The 16,588-nt window shown below is 42.4% G+C and carries 19 protein-coding genes; 8 read left to right on the top strand and 11 right to left on the bottom strand.

Annotated features, from left to right (window positions below):
• Positions 1–4: 4 nt before the first annotated feature.
• The 5 genes from L1286_RS01280 to L1286_RS01260 form a co-directional block, all read right to left on the bottom strand.
• Positions 5–1,120 (bottom strand): efflux RND transporter periplasmic adaptor subunit, encoded by a 1,116-nt coding sequence (locus L1286_RS01280; protein ID WP_235405112.1) that lies wholly within the window; start codon positions 1,118–1,120, stop codon positions 5–7.
• A complete protein-coding gene (locus L1286_RS01275; protein WP_235405110.1) occupies positions 1,117–1,716 on the bottom strand; it encodes a hypothetical protein in 600 nt (199 codons plus the stop codon). The genes L1286_RS01280 and L1286_RS01275 overlap by 4 nt, the downstream gene beginning before the upstream one ends.
• Before the next feature lie 71 nt (positions 1,717–1,787).
• Positions 1,788–2,138 (bottom strand): hypothetical protein, encoded by a 351-nt coding sequence (locus L1286_RS01270; RefSeq protein WP_235405108.1) that lies wholly within the window; start codon positions 2,136–2,138, stop codon positions 1,788–1,790.
• Positions 2,139–2,344: 206 nt separating this feature from the next.
• Positions 2,345–2,977, bottom strand: coding sequence for a flavin reductase family protein (locus L1286_RS01265; protein WP_235405107.1), 633 nt, complete (start codon positions 2,975–2,977; stop codon positions 2,345–2,347).
• 4 nt (positions 2,978–2,981) lie between these two features.
• Positions 2,982–3,701, bottom strand: a complete 720-nt coding sequence (locus L1286_RS01260) for an SDR family NAD(P)-dependent oxidoreductase (protein WP_235405105.1) — start codon at positions 3,699–3,701, stop codon at positions 2,982–2,984.
• A gap of 174 nt (positions 3,702–3,875) precedes the next feature.
• Between L1286_RS01260 and ppc the strand changes: the two genes are divergently transcribed.
• The 3 genes from ppc (at position 3,876) to cdd (ending at position 7,975) form a co-directional block, all read left to right on the top strand.
• Entirely contained in the window at positions 3,876–6,509 is a 2,634-nt protein-coding gene (ppc, locus tag L1286_RS01255) for a phosphoenolpyruvate carboxylase (protein ID WP_235405104.1), read from the top strand.
• A gap of 190 nt (positions 6,510–6,699) precedes the next feature.
• A complete protein-coding gene (locus tag L1286_RS01250) occupies positions 6,700–7,068 on the top strand; it encodes a hypothetical protein (protein ID WP_235405103.1) in 369 nt (122 codons plus the stop codon).
• Between the two features lie 43 nt (positions 7,069–7,111).
• Entirely contained in the window at positions 7,112–7,975 is an 864-nt protein-coding gene (cdd, locus tag L1286_RS01245; RefSeq protein WP_235405102.1) for a cytidine deaminase, read from the top strand.
• 7 nt (positions 7,976–7,982) lie between these two features.
• On the opposite strand, the gene udp is transcribed toward cdd, so the two are convergent.
• Entirely contained in the window at positions 7,983–8,747 is a 765-nt protein-coding gene (gene udp, locus L1286_RS01240; RefSeq protein ID WP_235405101.1) for a uridine phosphorylase, read from the bottom strand.
• A gap of 256 nt (positions 8,748–9,003) precedes the next feature.
• On the opposite strand from udp, the gene L1286_RS01235 reads away from it, so the two are divergent.
• From L1286_RS01235 to L1286_RS01225, 3 genes are all read left to right on the top strand, one after another.
• On the top strand, positions 9,004–9,783 hold the full coding sequence (locus tag L1286_RS01235; RefSeq protein WP_235405099.1) for a DUF2189 domain-containing protein: 780 nt from the start codon (positions 9,004–9,006) through the stop codon (positions 9,781–9,783).
• Positions 9,784–10,068: 285 nt separating this feature from the next.
• Positions 10,069–11,181, top strand: a complete 1,113-nt coding sequence (locus tag L1286_RS01230; protein ID WP_235405098.1) for an arginase family protein — start codon at positions 10,069–10,071, stop codon at positions 11,179–11,181.
• A 143-nt stretch (positions 11,182–11,324) separates the two neighbouring features.
• Entirely contained in the window at positions 11,325–12,029 is a 705-nt protein-coding gene (locus tag L1286_RS01225) for a substrate-binding periplasmic protein (RefSeq protein WP_235405097.1), read from the top strand.
• 8 nt (positions 12,030–12,037) lie between these two features.
• Here the strand turns inward: L1286_RS01225 and L1286_RS01220 are convergent, their stop codons facing one another.
• Positions 12,038–12,286, bottom strand: coding sequence for a VF530 family DNA-binding protein (locus tag L1286_RS01220; protein WP_235405096.1), 249 nt, complete (start codon positions 12,284–12,286; stop codon positions 12,038–12,040).
• A 25-nt stretch (positions 12,287–12,311) separates the two neighbouring features.
• Complete coding sequence (locus L1286_RS24280) at positions 12,312–12,596, bottom strand: DUF1496 domain-containing protein (RefSeq protein ID WP_442961651.1); 285 nt, start codon at positions 12,594–12,596, stop codon at positions 12,312–12,314.
• A gap of 190 nt (positions 12,597–12,786) precedes the next feature.
• Between L1286_RS24280 and L1286_RS01215 the strand changes: the two genes are divergently transcribed.
• Complete coding sequence (locus L1286_RS01215) at positions 12,787–13,017, top strand: TIGR02647 family protein (protein ID WP_063356194.1); 231 nt, start codon at positions 12,787–12,789, stop codon at positions 13,015–13,017.
• 22 nt (positions 13,018–13,039) lie between these two features.
• Here the strand turns inward: L1286_RS01215 and maiA are convergent, their stop codons facing one another.
• Both maiA and hmgA read right to left on the bottom strand, forming a co-directional pair.
• Positions 13,040–13,666, bottom strand: a complete 627-nt coding sequence (maiA, locus tag L1286_RS01210) for a maleylacetoacetate isomerase (protein ID WP_235405095.1) — start codon at positions 13,664–13,666, stop codon at positions 13,040–13,042.
• Between the two features lie 79 nt (positions 13,667–13,745).
• Positions 13,746–15,041, bottom strand: a complete 1,296-nt coding sequence (gene hmgA / locus L1286_RS01205) for a homogentisate 1,2-dioxygenase (RefSeq protein ID WP_235405094.1) — start codon at positions 15,039–15,041, stop codon at positions 13,746–13,748.
• Between the two features lie 119 nt (positions 15,042–15,160).
• On the opposite strand from hmgA, the gene L1286_RS01200 reads away from it, so the two are divergent.
• Positions 15,161–15,616, top strand: a complete 456-nt coding sequence (locus L1286_RS01200) for a MarR family winged helix-turn-helix transcriptional regulator (RefSeq protein ID WP_235405092.1) — start codon at positions 15,161–15,163, stop codon at positions 15,614–15,616.
• A 42-nt stretch (positions 15,617–15,658) separates the two neighbouring features.
• Here the strand turns inward: L1286_RS01200 and L1286_RS01195 are convergent, their stop codons facing one another.
• Entirely contained in the window at positions 15,659–16,483 is an 825-nt protein-coding gene (locus L1286_RS01195; RefSeq protein ID WP_235405091.1) for a hypothetical protein, read from the bottom strand.
• Positions 16,484–16,588: the final 105 nt, after the last annotated feature.

Here is a 16,588-nt window from a genome sequence, read left to right as displayed (position 1 = left end):
TTGTCTATCTCACCTGATTTAGTAGTGATGCACCTTCAACCACCACTCGGTTACCTGCACCTAACCCTTGGGTTACAAGCACAAACCCTGGCTGCAGAGATTCATATTGAATTAACTGAGGTAAAAACTGTTCTGCTGAGAGTTTTATCCAGACCTGAGGGAGGTTGTTTTGACTTAGCACAATGGCATCCTCAGGCAAGATTATGCCCCGTCGTGTTTCGTTAGTTTGCACCCTCAATGAAACTCGTTGGTCGACAAAGAGGTTCGACTCGTGAGTGTCATCAGCAAGTTCAAAATTAAGGAGTGTTAAGCCGTTCACTTGCTTTGGTGCGTGACCAATGTAATTCAAAGATAGGTTTGGTTGCTCTTCAATGTTGGCCGCGCTTACTTGCAAAGATAATTGGTGATGACTTGTAGTGGCTTCGATCACATACTGATTGGGTGAAATGATTTCAAAAATGGTCTCGCCAGCTTCGACCCATTGACCTCTAGATGCATCATGGTTGATAAGTACGCCTGATATAGGTGCAATTAAAAACTCGGGTTTTTCTAACCCGCTTTGTAACGCGTTTGCCTGTTGCTTCAAACTGAATAACTCAGTTTCGAGTTGTTCTAACCCTTGCTTAGACGCCAACTCTCCGAGGGTTTTTAAGCGTATAACATCTCGTTGAGTCTGAGAAATTTGGTTTCTAATAGCGATAAGTTCACTGGTTTGGCTTGCGAATTCATAGGCAGTGTCTTGGTATCGAATGAGCCCAAGTATATCGCCGGCTTGTACACGGCTACCGCTGGGTCTAATACCTTCTGAAGATGCATCAAGCCGGCCATCACTACTTGATTGTATTTTCGCGTAACCGTCTGGATGATGTTTTACGACGGCGTCTAACTGTGTATGCCTTTGTGCATGTGTGTCAGTGACAAATTGCGTTTTAATACTGAGTAATGCTTGATGGTGCATTGGCAAAAAAACAATCCCATTTGACTGTCGACCCATAGCGCCAGACGCTTTATTTGATGATTGTGCTAGGTGTTCGCCATTAGGGCCATGTGCCCCCGGAGCGGCTAAGGCAGTGAGGGAATATAAGCCTAAAGGTAAGATAAGTGAACGATAAAATTTCATGATTTTGACTCCTTTGATTGGCGGCCAAACATATATCCTGCGACAAAAACTAAAAGGCACATTGCGGCAATCAGCCATGGAAATTCATGGTGGTGGGGCGAACGCTGGGTTGCATCACTGCGAGGTTTTACGACAGTCTCAAGGCTGGCCGTTAACAGGTCCCCGCGATTATCGGCCAAAACGGTCAGTACAATTTCATGTGTACCAGCGCGGATCAGTGTTGATAGCACTGCTTCATCGTTTAGTATGTAGGCGCTTCTTTGCATGGAGTACACCATGCTCGCCGATAGGTTCTCTACTTCTAATTCAATAGATGCATTAGTGACAGGGACATTTGATTTAAAATCGTGAAGGTAAATAACCAATTGATGGTCATAGAGTAAACCAACCAGTTCAAAGGATTCTGTAGCACTTTCAAATGTGGGAATGCTTGATACATCAACTTTAGGTTGAGTATTCAAGTGTTCTCCATTTGGCCCATGGGCACCTGGAGAAGCGTAAGCGCTAAATGAATTAAACAAAAATATAAGCACGATAAGCAACATACTGCTTAGTGCACGCTGCATGGTACGCAGCAAAACTAAATTAAAATACATAAATATTCCAAAAAAACAACAACACTCGCCATGCACACCGGTGCATTGACTGCGAAAAAAGTTCGTTTGAATTAAGCCCGAGGTGGGGGCGTATTATGTTTTAAAAAAGGCGGAGACCAATCGGCGGAAAGCGAAATAACGGGCCCGGTTGGTTTAATTGCAGGCTCTCTTAGGGGAGAAGCTTCAACGATGGCGGTTATACAGCATTCAAGGTCTTGATTAATGTGTTCAACCGCTTCTTGTGTGAAAGAAAGTGTGAAGTTTACTTCATCATTGTGATCATGACTGTGGGGCTGACCAATTTCATGTAGTAGGCCATGCGTGTCACCTTGCGATTGATGTTGTCCATCATAAGCAATACTTCCGAATACCTGAGTACTCAGAATACATAGCATTACAATTATGATAGAAAATTTACGCATTTGGCGAACGTTTTAATAAATTTTCTCGATGCTACCATCGATTTCAATGAAGCTCAATGGGGTAAATACGCGTAAAATTGAAAGTTTGAATGAGAAAAGCCCACATATTCTTGTTGTTTATCAATTTAAATGAGCGTGGATAAGGTTATTATGTGCAATTTCATAATAAGAGAGTAGTAGGCTTAGCTGCGCTAAGCCTCGTCAGTTTAGCGTTTCACTGAGACTTGCCTATCAGGCTTTGCGTAGTCTAACCTAGCGAGTTTCTGAGTTGTGTGATAACAATCCAGCCCGGACACTGCGACCGTATCAAGTTGCTCAATGTTAATGTAGCCGTCTTCGTTTACTGCACCATTAGGTACTTCAACATGTACAATCTCGCCAATAACCATCACGGTTTTGTTCAGTTCAATTGTTTTGTACTCTCGGAGCTTTAGCCCGATTTTAAGTTGGCTTTGAGCGACGAAAGGTGCATCAAACTCGTCATGATAATAAGGTTTCAAGCCTGTTTCTTCAAATTCAGACTGATGCTCTTTATATCGTGCTGAGGTTTGATGCGCTTCTTTCCAAATTAGTGAGTTTACGTGATTAATTGTGTATGACTCAGTTTCTATAATGTTTTCTAACGTGTCTCTTCTAACGCTATGAGGCCTAAAAATCACGCCCATCAAAGGGGGATTAGCCCCCAAGTGAAAGACTGAGCTTACAATTGATAGATTTTCATCACCTTGAAGGCTGCGGGTGCCGATTAAGTTTGCGCTTTTGTATCCAGACAACGAATTCACAAAATGGGCTCTGTATCGTTCTTGGAATTGTAATAAGTCTTTGTTGTTTAAAATCATCTCATCACCAGTTTATGGTTTCACCTTGCCAATCAATAAAATCAACTTCGCCATCAAATTCTCTGCTATGCTCAAATTTATTGAGCAGTTCGGCAACGAAAGCAGGGGAGAAGAGTTTGTCTGGTGGCACATTATTTTGAAATGGCTTTGAAAGCTCAGAATCCGTTGTACCGGGGTGAAATAGCATCAATTTGGCGTTGCATTTTCTGCGTTTTAACTCTATCGCTGCGGTCTTAAAAAGCATGTTCAGCGCAGCCTTTGATGCGCGATAGCTATACCAGCCGCCAAGTCGGTTGTCATTTATGCTCCCAATACGTGCGCTCAGCGCAGTAAACACACATGGTAACTCTGTCGACAACAAGTGAGGCATAAATGCTTGCAGCCAATTAAATGGCACTGCCGTGTTGACGTGCAGCAAAGTATTAAAGTAGTCACTGTCGAACGACTCGATTCTTTTTTCAGGCATGTTATCTTGCGTGTGAAGCGCGCCATTGCATACGGTTATGGACTGAATTTTTGGATTAACCCTGGTTATCTTGTCTGCAACCGACAAGATACTTTTTTGCGAATAGTCTGTTTCGTACATAGTCATGTACGGATGTTTTATGCTGATAGGGGACCTGCTGACTGCTATCACGTGTGCACGGTGTTTAAGCTTCTCGTTGACGAGTGCCTTTCCTATCGCGCCACTGGCGCCTATCACAACTGCCGTTTCTTGATTCATCGTTATCAAAGCTTGTAATTTTTTATCTTTACGGATGAAATTGGCACTTGGATCAGTCTAAAAAATGGCGTTCATGGCTCATTATTTGCCGCCTTGCCTGTCATGAAATGGTCTTTTCATTTATGCCTGTTTGGCAGTATATTGGATTGATTAATTAGTATTCAAGGAATGTTTATGGATCAGCAATATACAAATTTACGCCGTAATGTTAGTTTGCTCGGGGAGTGCTTAGGTGCCACTATCGAGCATGCTCAAGGCGAAAAAATACTGGAAAAGGTGGAGCAAATTAGGCACCTTGCAAAAGCGTCTCGCAGCGGCGACCACCAAGCTCGTCAAACATTGATTGATACCTTAAAAGCACTGAGCAATGAGGAGCTGCTGCCGGTTTGTAGAGCGTTTAACCACTTTCTTAATCTTGCAAATGTTGCCGATCAGTATCACACAGTTTCTAAATCTGGTGCGCCAGAAGGCCCCTTCGTCACAATTGAAAATACGTTAAACACTTTAAAAATGCGCATTGAAAAAGGCGAGTGTTCCTTGGGGGATGCGCTGGACGCTGTTCAGGCATTACAAATTGAACTTGTTTTAACGGCGCACCCCACAGAGGTAACACGCCGAACAATTATAAGCAAACACGTTGAATTGAGTGACTGTCTGAAGCAGCTAGAAAATAACGAATTCGATACTATCGAAAAAGAAGCCATTTTATCTCGCATCGCTCAGTTAATTTGCCAAGCGTGGCATACAAATGAAATTCGAGATAAACGGCCCACACCACTAGAGGAAGCTAAGTGGGGCTTTGCGGTAGTGGAGAATAGCTTATGGCATGCAATTCCTCAGTTTGTGGATAAGTTGAGCAAACTGGTTAAAGCGAATTTACAAGTCGATTTACCACTAAATTACGCTCCCGTAAAATTGGCATCATGGATGGGGGGAGACAGAGATGGTAACCCTAATGTAACGGCAGAAGTGACACAGAGTGTACTCGATCATGGCCGGTGGATGGCGTTGGACTTGTATTACAGGGATTTAGATAAGTTAAGTGCAGAACTTTCAATGCGAGAAGCGAGTGAATCATTGCGCGCTATGACAAATGATAACACGGAACCCTATCGTCAATTATTGAAATCACTTAAAGCGGATTTGCGAGAAACGATCAATCATTTAGAAGATAAAATAAAAGGATTACCCAGCTCCAGTAACGACAAAATCCGTTTTACCGATCAGCTTAGAGCACCGTTACTTGTTTGCTTTAATTCGTTAAATGAACAGGGCATGGAAGTTATTGCAAAAGGGCTACTACTGGATGTGTTACGACGCCTAGATTGTTTTGGTGTACACCTTTGTAAGCTTGATATTAGACAAGACTCAGCCCGGCATACCGAGGTACTTTCTGAGCTGACAAGATATTTGGGTATTGGCGACTATGCGCAGTGGTCTGAAGCTGACAAACAAGCTTTTTTACTCTCCGAATTAAGCTCTAGAAGACCAATCATTCCAAAGCACTGGCAGCCAAGTGAGGCTGCGCAAGAAGTTATCAATACTTTTGAAACCATTGCTGCGCAAGACCGAGCTGCACTGGGGATATACGTTATCTCAATGGCACGTAATGCGTCTGATGTGCTGGCAGTACAACTGCTTCTCAAAGAAAGCGGTGTTAGATTTAACTTACCTGTTGCGCCACTCTTCGAGACGCTCGATGATTTGAATCGGGCGCCAGAAGTGATGAAAGCGTTGTTAGGGTCCAGCTGGTATAAAGGCCACCTCGCACACCAACAATACATCATGATAGGGTACTCTGACTCTGCGAAAGATGCTGGAATGATGGCCGCGGGTTGGGCACAGTATTGCGCGATGGAATCACTGATTACGCTTGGTGAGCAACATGGTATTAAGATGAAGCTGTTCCATGGTCGAGGTGGTACCATCGGCCGGGGTGGTGCCCCTGCGATGCAAGCGCTCCGGTCTCAGCCACCCGGATCATTAAAGCATGGACTGAGAGTGACCGAGCAAGGCGAGATGATTCGCTTTAAATTCGGTTTGTCCACGGTTGCCATCCAAAGTTTATCGCTGTACGCAAGTGCCATTGTCGAAAATAATTTGTTTCCACCGCCAACACCCAAATCACAATGGCGCGAGGCGATGCAACTACTCAGCAAAGCTTCATGTGAACAATATCGTAAATATGTACGTAACACCCCCGATTTTGTTGCTTACTTTCGCAGTGCAACACCAGAGATAGAACTTGCCAAGCTACCATTGGGCTCTAGGCCTGCTAAGCGAAACCCTAAAGGGGGCATTGAAAGTTTGCGTGCGATACCATGGATTTTTGCTTGGAGCCAAAATAGGTTGATGTTACCAGCCTGGCTTGGAGCCAATGAGGGCATTAAAGCGGTACTAGATTTAGGGGGGGAAGCATTAATTGAAGAGATGAGTGATTTGTGGCCATTCTTTAGAACACGTTTAGAAATGCTAGAGATGGTGTTTTGCAAAGCAGACCTGTGGTTGACTGAATATTATGACGAACGGCTGGTACCAAATGAACTGCGTCCAATCGGCGAAACGTTGCGCATTGAACTTAAAGAAACCATGGCAGGTGTGCAGAGGCTTGCGCCTAAAGGCAGTTTGCTTTCAGCGCAGCCTTGGGTTAAAGAATCAATTAAACTCAGAAACCCGTATACAGACCCGCTAAACTTGTTACAAGTGGAGCTATTAAAGCGCACGAGAGAATCGCAAAACCATCAATTAGACAGTGCTTTGATGATTACAATGATGGGTATTGCAGCAGGGTTACGCAATACGGGCTAACCCTATTTTCCTAAAAGTTTTAAAAATATACTTTTAAATAACAACTAGAAATAAAAAACCAATCCATAAGGGTTGGTTTTTTATTTTTTACTAGTTTTTAAATCGTAATTTGTTGACAGCCAGCCTCTATAAATTAAAATTCACGGCCACGAAAGAAATTTTGTAAACTTAACCACATATAGAGCGAGAAATGTCATTGTTATCGACCAGCATCACATACGATAAATCTACTTCATTAATTATGATGACGGTGAGAGGACGCGCTGGCGTTGAAGATGTTTTAAATGCTTACAAAGCAGTACAAAAATATGCGCAATCTCATGGCAGTAATAAAGTTTTGGTAGATGTGTCTGAACTAGAGCATCGATTTGCCGCCATTGACATTGTTAATGTCATGCCAAAAGTCGCGCACTATGTGTCCAATATGCAGATCGCTCGTGTTGTCGGCTTTGAGGGGTATATGCACGATTTGTTTTTACAAAAAGTAAAACGCTTTGGTATTCACGCTGAAAATTTTGAATGTTTTAAATCTGCAAAGGAATGGTTGAGTAACGCTTAAAAGGTGCGTAAACTGGCATGCCATATTCTATAATAAAAAAGTTATGGCATTAATAGACAACAAAACTGAATTATTTATCATAGAGTCCTGCAAACAGACACACGGTGTAGTGAGTGCGGATTTAGTCAATAAACTCATGTCCCAGCTAGATTGTGATATCGAGTCCCTACAACAAGCATTGTTGCCCATCGCGGCCAAATTTGCGCAAGCGCCGATTTCTTCTTTTTATGTCGGTGCGGTCATTTTCGATAAACAAACGGGAAATATGTACTTAGGCGCTAATCTAGAGTTTAAACGCCAAGCCTTATCGTTAGTTGTGCATGCTGAGCAGGCCGCCATTGCAAACGCGTGGATTAATGGCGCGAAAGAAATTACGTCGATTGCAATAAACGCTGCACCTTGCGGATTCTGCCGACAGTTTATGAATGAGCTAAGCACCGCTGGCACACTCGACATCATACTGCCTACTGGCAGGTATTCACTTGAAGAGTTATTACCTTGTGATTTTGGCCCGCAGGATTTAGGTAATCAAGAGGCATTAATGTCTCAGATTAAAGGGGATATTGACATTGATTTGCCAATCTCACGAGAATTAAAAGAGCAAGTTAAATTGGCCTATGTACCCTATAGTCACAATATGAGCGCAGCAGAGTTGGTGCTCACCGATGGTAGAGTGTTTTATGGTCGATACGCCGAGAACGCAGCTTATAGCCCGAGTTTGAGTCCAATGAGCAGTGCATTAAGTCAATTAGCTTTGGCGGGTGAAGCTCTCTCTGAAGTAGAGGTGGAGCGAATTACCTTGGTTGAAACTAAAGGGGTTGAAAATCAAAAAGCGGTCGCAGAGGCTGTCTTATCAAATTTAAATGGTGAGTCTTCCTTGGTGCACCATGTTTTCGAATCAAAGTAGGCAATGCCTACTTTGTTTTAGTCACGATTATTTCTGCAGCTTTAATCACCACAGATACCGCGCGTTTTTCTACCATTTGGTGATCTACATCAGGGATCTCTTGTCTTGTTCTATTTACAAGCACACCCGCGACACAAGCAGCCTTTAGTCCAAGTGCTGCGCACATAGTGAATAATGTTGCTGACTCCATTTCATAATTCATGACATTCAGCTTTTGCCACTCTTCGCAAGAGCCTTGAAATGCCTTGGAAACATAGCCTGAATACGTATCATAACGCTCCTGACCTGGGTAGAAGGTGTCACTGGAAGCAGTAATGCCAGTGTGGTATGGCACGCCTTCAAATTCACACGCCTGCACCATGGCCTGTGTTGAATGGAAGTCAGAAACCGCTGGGTATGATAGCGGTGCAAAATGCTGACTTGCGCCGTCCAGACGCACTGATGCAGTACTGACTAAAATATCACCTTCATCAATATGAGGTTGGATTGCACCAGTTGTTCCAATTCTTAAAAATGTCTTGATGCCAAGCTGAGCAAGCTCTTCAACTGCGATAGATGTTGAAGGACCCCCAATGCCAGTTGAGCAAATGACCACAGGGTGGCCTTTGATGTTGGCAAGGTAAATGTGGAATTCTCGAGTTTGTGCCAGGCAGACTGGTTCTTCTAGTTGATGCGCAATGCGTTTAGAACGCTCAGGGTCACCTGGGACAATTGCGAGCGTTGCGCCTTTGAGATCTGCTTGGGTTAACCCCAAATGAAATACCTTTTCCATAAAAAAACCTTTTTATGTTCTAAAACGTAATGGTTAAAGTTACGCGCTTCTAAGTACAGGACAGATGTCCGCTATCAGTATAGGAAGTAACGAAGCGCCTATATTTTAGCCGAGGTGAACGAGCAACTAAAAGTCGGGCTATATGATAGGCAGTAACGAATATTTTATAACAAATTTAACACGCAATTATTGCAATGCTTGCATGTTCGCCAGTGCTCATCTAAACCTTAATATAGCAATGTAGAGAGGAAACATTATGCCAACATCTCAACCTATCGATAAAAACCAAGAGTTTGCTCGGTGTTTAGAGAGCAATCAAATAAGTGCGCTAGCTCCATTCCATTGGTTATCATTGGCTTTGAAAGATATTGTTAGAGCGCCAATGTTAAGCCTGATTTATGGCTTGGTGTTTAGCATAATTCCTGCTTTTATTATGTGGCTGGTATTCCAGTCTGGTACCCACCTCGTTATTTTACCTGCGTCAGTTGCGTTCGCATTAATAGGTCCAGCGTTTGCCGCTGGATTGTATGATGTGGCATGGGAACTAGAAAAAGGTCATAAACCAACGTTAATGCATAGCTTAAAGTCCATGTTTAGAAATCCCGCAGGAGAATGGGGGTTTGCCATACTGCTGATGGTGATTATGATTGTATGGATGCGATTGGCTGCACTGATCCATGCGTTGTACCCGAATGTTCCTAATCCAACATTTGAGCAATTACAGGCCTTTTTGGCATTGGGGTCAATTGTGGGTGGTGTTTTGATGCTGTGCGTATTTGCAATATCCGCATTTACTCCTCAAATTATGATGGAAAGACGCGTTGATATTATGACCGCGGTAGTGTCTTCTGTTCATGCGGTTAAAACCAACGCGCCTGCAATGTTTGTGTGGGGATTGACGATTGTAACACTGGTGCTTATTGGGTTTTTAACGGGTGCTGCTGGCTTCATCGTGATAATGCCGCTTTTAGCATACGCGAGTTGGCATGGATACATTGCTATTATAAAAACAAAAAAACCGAGAGGGTACGAATAAGTAGACAGCTTCAATGAATAATCAACCGCTGAGCATTTCAAGGAAAATTGCCGCAGCGGTTGACTTATAAGTCAGTCGTGATATACCAGCCATATTCCAACTGTAATTTTCTCTAAAGTTATCTTGTAATAAAATTAAGGTTTTGATTTTTAATACTTTTACTTTTTGTTTTTAGAAGTCCTTTGCGCCTTAACTCAAGTTCAAGTCAGCTGAATTCAATCGCGTAGTACGTTTTTGATATAGAGTAAATTTAGCATGATTATGCAAATTTTTGAGGAGCACGCTATGAGCAACAGCAAATCACAATACCTTGAAAAACTAGAAAATTGTTTGTGTCCGCCAGGCGATGGTGTATTCACTGTAAACACAGCGAAAGAAAGAAAAGAAGCACTCAGACAAAAACTATATGGGCAAACTGAAGGCGTTGAAAACCTTTGGAAAGACTCTCTGAAAACATTGGCGGACAGTGAACACAAAGCTGCGATTTTGGGGATCAGCTCAGATTGTGGCGGCGGTATTCTGCGTGGCGCGAACTGGGGTCCACTCTTTTTACGCAGTACGTTAATAGAGCAGCAACCGCAAACCTCCGCATTTGATTTAGGCGATGTACGAGTAATTCCGCATTTATTGCACGACAAGTACTTAAATGAAGGGACAATTTCTAACTGTCAAAAAGCCCTTTATCAGGATGAAAATAGCGAGTATTTTGTTGCACCGCTTTCTATCACTGAAGACGTATGTGACGGCTTTTACAAACACTACCCGGATAAGGGGGTATTTGGTATTGGTGGCGATCACTCTATTAGTTACCCATTAACAAAAGCTTATTTAAAAGCCAAAAGAGACCAAGGTAAGCGCACGGCAATAATTCATTTTGATGCACATACCGATTTACTAGTTGAAAGACTAGGCATCGACCTTTGTTTTGGCTCATGGTGCACACATATCCTGGAGTTCTTACCAGCGCCTCATCACTTGATCCAGTTTGGTATCCGCTCTAGTGGTAAAGCAAAATCGCATTGGGAAGAGACATTTGGCGTCAAACAACATTGGGCCCATGAGATTCGTGAGCAAGGTGCAGATGTCATTGTTGCGCAGGTCATCGAACAGCTTAAAGCCGACAATGTTGACGAATTATATGTAAGTTTCGATATTGATGCGTTAGATGAAGAGTTTGCTTCAGCGACAGGAACACCTGAGACGGGCGGTTTAACACCTGATGAAGCAATGACAATTTTGAAGGCCTTGTCAAAAGAGTTTCCTATCACCGGTGCTGATATGATGGAAATCGCGCCATTTACGGATAGTTCTTTGGCGGGACAGTCAAGCTCTGAAACAACACTCAGAGAAGGCGCTAAGCTATCTGCATTCTTAATTGATACAATGAACAAAGCTTAATCACCGAATTGAAGGAGGGCTTCCTCCTTCTCACCTACCTTGTCATTAAATGCGACGTAACTTCACAAAATTAAATCCCAATTTCACACTCTAGTTATTTTTTCCTATAGTTTATGTGGGCAAAACGATTTTAGAAGGAGCCTATGTTGCTTAAGTTTGTGTTTGGATTCAGTTTATTGATTTCATCGATTGTTGCTCATGCGCAATATAAACTGAATGTAGTTACGGAAAACTTCCCGAACTTTCAATACATTAATGGGGAGGGGGAACTGATTGGCGCCGCGGCTGATAAAGTGAGAATGGTGCTGGACAATGCACAAATTGATTATCATATAAGCGTCCAAACTTGGACAACAGCATATAATACTGCTGCTAGAGACAGCAATACGTGCATATTCTCTATGGCAAAAAATGACCAAAGAGGTGAGAAATTTAACTGGATTTTTCCTATCAGCAAATTTACAACTTCATTTTATGCACTGAAATCGTCTCGCATCGACATTGAGAGTGTAGAAGATGCCAAGCAATATAAAGTTGCCGTAATCAAAGATAACTACAGTCATCAATTCTTAGTGAAAAATGGATTTATTGAAGGGTATAACTTGGTGCTAATAAACTCCTTTGATAGGGTGTTTGAGTTATTAGAAGCAAGGCGTAGTTTTGTTGATTTAGTGATTTTAAGCGACAATCAATTTAAGTTTAAACAGCAACATGATAGCAGAAGTGGCTTATTAGAACCGGTACTGACACTTGAAAATCTCAATACCCAGCTCTACTTTGCTTGCAATAAAAACTTGGCCCCGCACATCACCAAAAAAATCAAGCTCGCATATAAGCAGTCTGGGTAAATCGCTTTTTACTTTTTAGGTGAAGTAGGCCAAGCAAAACCATGAAAAGTATCTAAATATAATTGTTCAACTTTTTCTCTAGCCCATGGCGTTTTTCGCAAAAATTTTAAACTCGACTTGATGGATGGGTCAGACTTAAAACAGTTGATATTTACGCGATGAGCCATTTCTTGCCAACCAAGCTCAGATTCCAGTCGTTCTAAAATATCTTGAAGTTTTACACCATGAAGGGGATTATTTGGCTGTTCAGTACTCATTATGAATCTCATTTTTTACGACGCGCTAGTGTACTCGTATCTTGCCTCGCAAATCCAGCCTTTTTATATCTCCTTGCTCATTTACTTGCAGCCACGCTAACGGACTGTCAGGTTGATTTGCATATTTGTGGCTGCAAATATAAAGTTGGTCAAACTGTTTAATAATTGCGCCTTCGCTGTATTTTGATGAGTTGAACCAACATACGCGTTCAGGGCCATTTACAAAGACTCGCGCAGATTGCTGTTTTGCGTTAATGGGGCTTATAAATAAAAAAAGTATTAAAAATGCTAAAAAATTGATCTTATACATGGCATTACTCATAGTCTGGGCTAATGTTTATTAGGTCAAAGTAGCTAAAACAACAATAATAGCTAGTAACATGTTTGCTTGTTTGAACTACGGTCAAAGGGATTTTCGACGGCAACCTCGTCGAACGAGTTATATCTAATGTAAGCACAAGTCATGCCCGAATGGTAGCTTGATTGTAATAGGGGGAAGTATGGCATTTGACACTCAGTTAATGGCGGAACTAGAACTTTTAGCAAAATTTCCAAGGAGCAGTTTACACCAAGGTTTAAAAATACATAGCAGTGCTGATCAAAGCATTTTGGCGGCGGCAGAGCGTTTGTTCGAGAAAGGCGTAATAGATCGCCCTGATGGGGGGTATTTGACTGATTTGGGGCATGATTTATTGTCCCATATCGACCAAGTACATGGAGCGTTAAAGTAACGCTCCAGACATGAAGTAGACGTTATGCTGCATCTGGTTGATTTTCTGGTGCAGCTTTAATGAACGCTTCTAATGTATTGCAGTGGGCGTAAACGGCGGCAATTTTTGGAAATTGCGTCATGTCCACTTTAAACCTCAGTGCGTTGAACACCTGTGGAACAAGGCACAGATCTGCCAGTGTTGGTGTATCCCCAAAGCAAAATGGTCCATCGCCAAGCGTTGGCTCAAGTTTCTTAAACCCTTCAATGATCCAATGTTGGTACCATGTTGTTTTTTGCTCATCTGACACACCTAAGTCGTTTGCCAAATATTTCAGCACACGAAGGTTATCTATTGGGTGGATGTCGCAAGCAATTGCGTAGCTAAAGTTACGTACTTGCGCTTTTTGCCAAGGGTCACTAGGTAGAAGTGGCGTTTCTGGGTGTGTGTCCTCAAGCCATTCTAAAATAGCCAAAGATTGTGCGAGTGTGCCTTGCTCAGTTTCCATTGCTGGTAATAAGCCTTGAGGGTTCTTGTCGGTGTAAGGCTGTTGTTGTTGTTCTGACTTAAGCAAGTTAACTGCTTCAAGCTCATGTTCGATACCTTTGAGGTTTAAAGCGATACGTACTCTATAAGCCGCAGATGAACGAAAATATGTATACAGTTTCATTGTTGATCCTTTTTCACGACGAAGGCCACATAATGTGGCCATTTTAATGCGTTTCAGTTGTAGTTTAATCTACAGCAGGTTATGCGCCTTTAAAGTATTTTTTGATGCCTTTCCAACAATCAGCATAATTTGGCTGACGCTCTTTGCCTTCAAGCGCGTATTTTGTTGGAGAAATAACGTAACGAGATTCAAACATAAAGGCGAGTGTATTTTCATAACGCTGCGGCTCTAGCTCTGCATTGGACGCTTTTTCAAATACATCCGCTTCAGGACCATGAGGTGACATACAATTATGTAAACTCATTCCACCAGGCACAAAGCCGTGTTCTTTTGCATCATACACACCTTCAATCAACCCCATAAACTCACTCATGATATTACGGTGGTAATAAGGTGGTCTGAATGTGTTTTCTGCCACCATCCAGCGAGGAGGGAAAATCACGAAATCAACGTTTGCAACACCTTCTTGACCTGAAGGGGAGGTCAAGACCGTGAAAATTGAAGGGTCAGGATGGTCAAAGCTAACTGTATTCATCACATTAAAACGAGACAAGTCATATTTATAAGGACCACTGTTACCTGTCCAAGCTACCACGTCCAATGGAGAGTGACCAATATCACAGCGGAACAAATTGCCGTTAAATTTTGCAACAAGCTCGAAATCACCTTCTAGGTCTTCAAATGCTGCAACAGGGTATTGGAAATCACGTTCGTTTGAGTAACCGTTTGCGCCAACAGGACCACGTTCAGGGAGAATATACGGATGCCCATAGTTTTCACAAATGTAGCCGCGAACCGTGTCACTGATTAATTCAACACGAAATTTTAAGCCTCTTGGGATTACTGCGATTTCGCCTGGTTTCACGTTTAATTTACCGCACTCAGTGTGGAGTACTAATTCACCCTGTTGTGGGACAAAAAGCAGTTCGCCATCGGCATTGTAAAAATAACGGCCTTCCATCGATGCATTAGCAACATAAACGTGAATACCGATACCGATTTGCCCATTTGCGCTGCCATTGGCAGCCATTGTTACTAAGCCATCAATGAAGTCTGTTTTCTCGCTAGGCACTTCTACTGGGTTCCAACGTAGCATTGAGGGAGGTGTTGGCACTTCAGTAATTGGTCCTGTGCGTACTAATCCATTGTCCATTGGTTGATACTCGCCTTGTAATACGGAAGGACGAATACGGTAGAACCAGTTTCTGCGGTTTTCAGCACGTGGTGCAGTAAATGCGGTTGTGTTGTATTGTTCCGCATATAGGTCATATTTCACTTTCTGTGGTGAAAATTGACCAATCGGTAGTGCGCCAGGTAATGCTTCGGTTTCAAATTCGTTACCGAATCCTGTCATATATTCGAATTCTGTACTCATTTTACTTAGACTCCATTGATGTTTTCTGTAAGATACTCTCATGTGAGAGTAATTGCAAACATCCCAATAAAGATGTACTGTAAATAAATAATTACAAAAAGTGAGAGGTGCTTTCCATCGTGAGTAAGCCGTCAATTTTAGATATTAGTGAGTTTTTACCGTATCAATTGGTTTCGTTATCTACCAAAGTCAGTGATGATTTCGCGCAGGTGTATAGCGCAGAAGCTGGCCTAACACAGGCACAATGGCGCGTCTTATCTCATCTGTTCAATCTGGAGTTTGCGACTGCAAAGCGCGTGTGTGAGTTGGCGAATATGGATAAATCAACGGTCTCTCGGGCTATAAAACAGCTTGAAGAAAAGCAGTTGCTTAGGCTCTCGAAGCATCCAACGGATAAGCGTGCGTCTGTACTTGAAGCAACAGAAGCTGGTTTGACACTCTACACGCAACTCACACCCAAAGCGAAAGAATGGGAACGTACGCTTTTGTCAAACTTTTCGGACGATGAGACAGCTACGTTTAGAGAATTGGTTGCGAAGCTGTACAAATCAGTAGAAGAGAAAGGTGAGCATTAAATAAGAAGGGGCAGTCATCATTGCCCCAGGAGAGTTACGGGATCAAAAACCACGTAGTTTATTTATTACTGCTTGGATTTTATCAAATTTAGTCCGTTTGTATTCCGCTTCTTTACGGTCTTTTAAGTTGTCCCAATACTCACTGTCGCCAGGGTATTGTGGCTCAACAACGTAAGACGCCAGGTAGTTGCCATATGGGTCCTTTAACCAACAAGCATATTCTACCACTTGGTCATAAGGATCTGGCGCTTCGCAGCCACTACGCAGTGGTAAATCTGCCGCTTTTTTCTTTCGTAACATGCTTTCTAATGTATTTGCGAGTGTATGCGCTTTTGTCGAAACAACACTCTTTGAGATATAGCCCTCTAAATGTCGTTCGGTATAAATTGCAATGCTCACAGAGGCAGCAAGTGCGTACGTATCTGCCATGTAATAGTAATCATCGTTGTATCGATAATTCAACGCCCTGTGATTAATGACGTCTTCTGATTTTACAAGTAAGGCTGTTAATAGCGCGAGATCAGGCTGACTATGGCTCGCAGTATCGGCGTAATGTTCCATCGATGATTCGAGCGACCTGAATTCAGCAATAAAATCGTATTCAGCGTCTCTGACTATCTCTTCGCGTACGCGATCTTGAATAGCTTGCAAACTTGCTTCACTCAACATCACGTATTGAGGTCCTCGAGAGCCGAAAACAGCATCAGCAAGCAATGATCCAAAGCCAGAGATGAGTTTACTTTTCGCTTTGTCTAAAATGAGCTCACCAATTGAGGCAGTTTCTTCTTCTTGCTCAGTTGCATGGGCGGGGGATAGTGCGACGCAGCTTGAGATTGCTACGCTTAATAGTAGTTTTTTTAATTTCATTAGAATTTATTCCTTTTCTAAGTATCAAATTACACTGCCAACACAAAAGAATGTCAGTGCTGGAATATTATATTCATTATTTGTTTCTGTTTCATTAATTTAATT

Source organism: Pseudoalteromonas sp. SMS1 (assembly GCF_021530565.1).
Lineage (GTDB): Bacteria > Pseudomonadota > Gammaproteobacteria > Enterobacterales > Alteromonadaceae > Pseudoalteromonas.
Note: the sequence above shows the minus strand (reverse complement) of the source record. Positions and strands in the feature narration are given on the sequence as shown.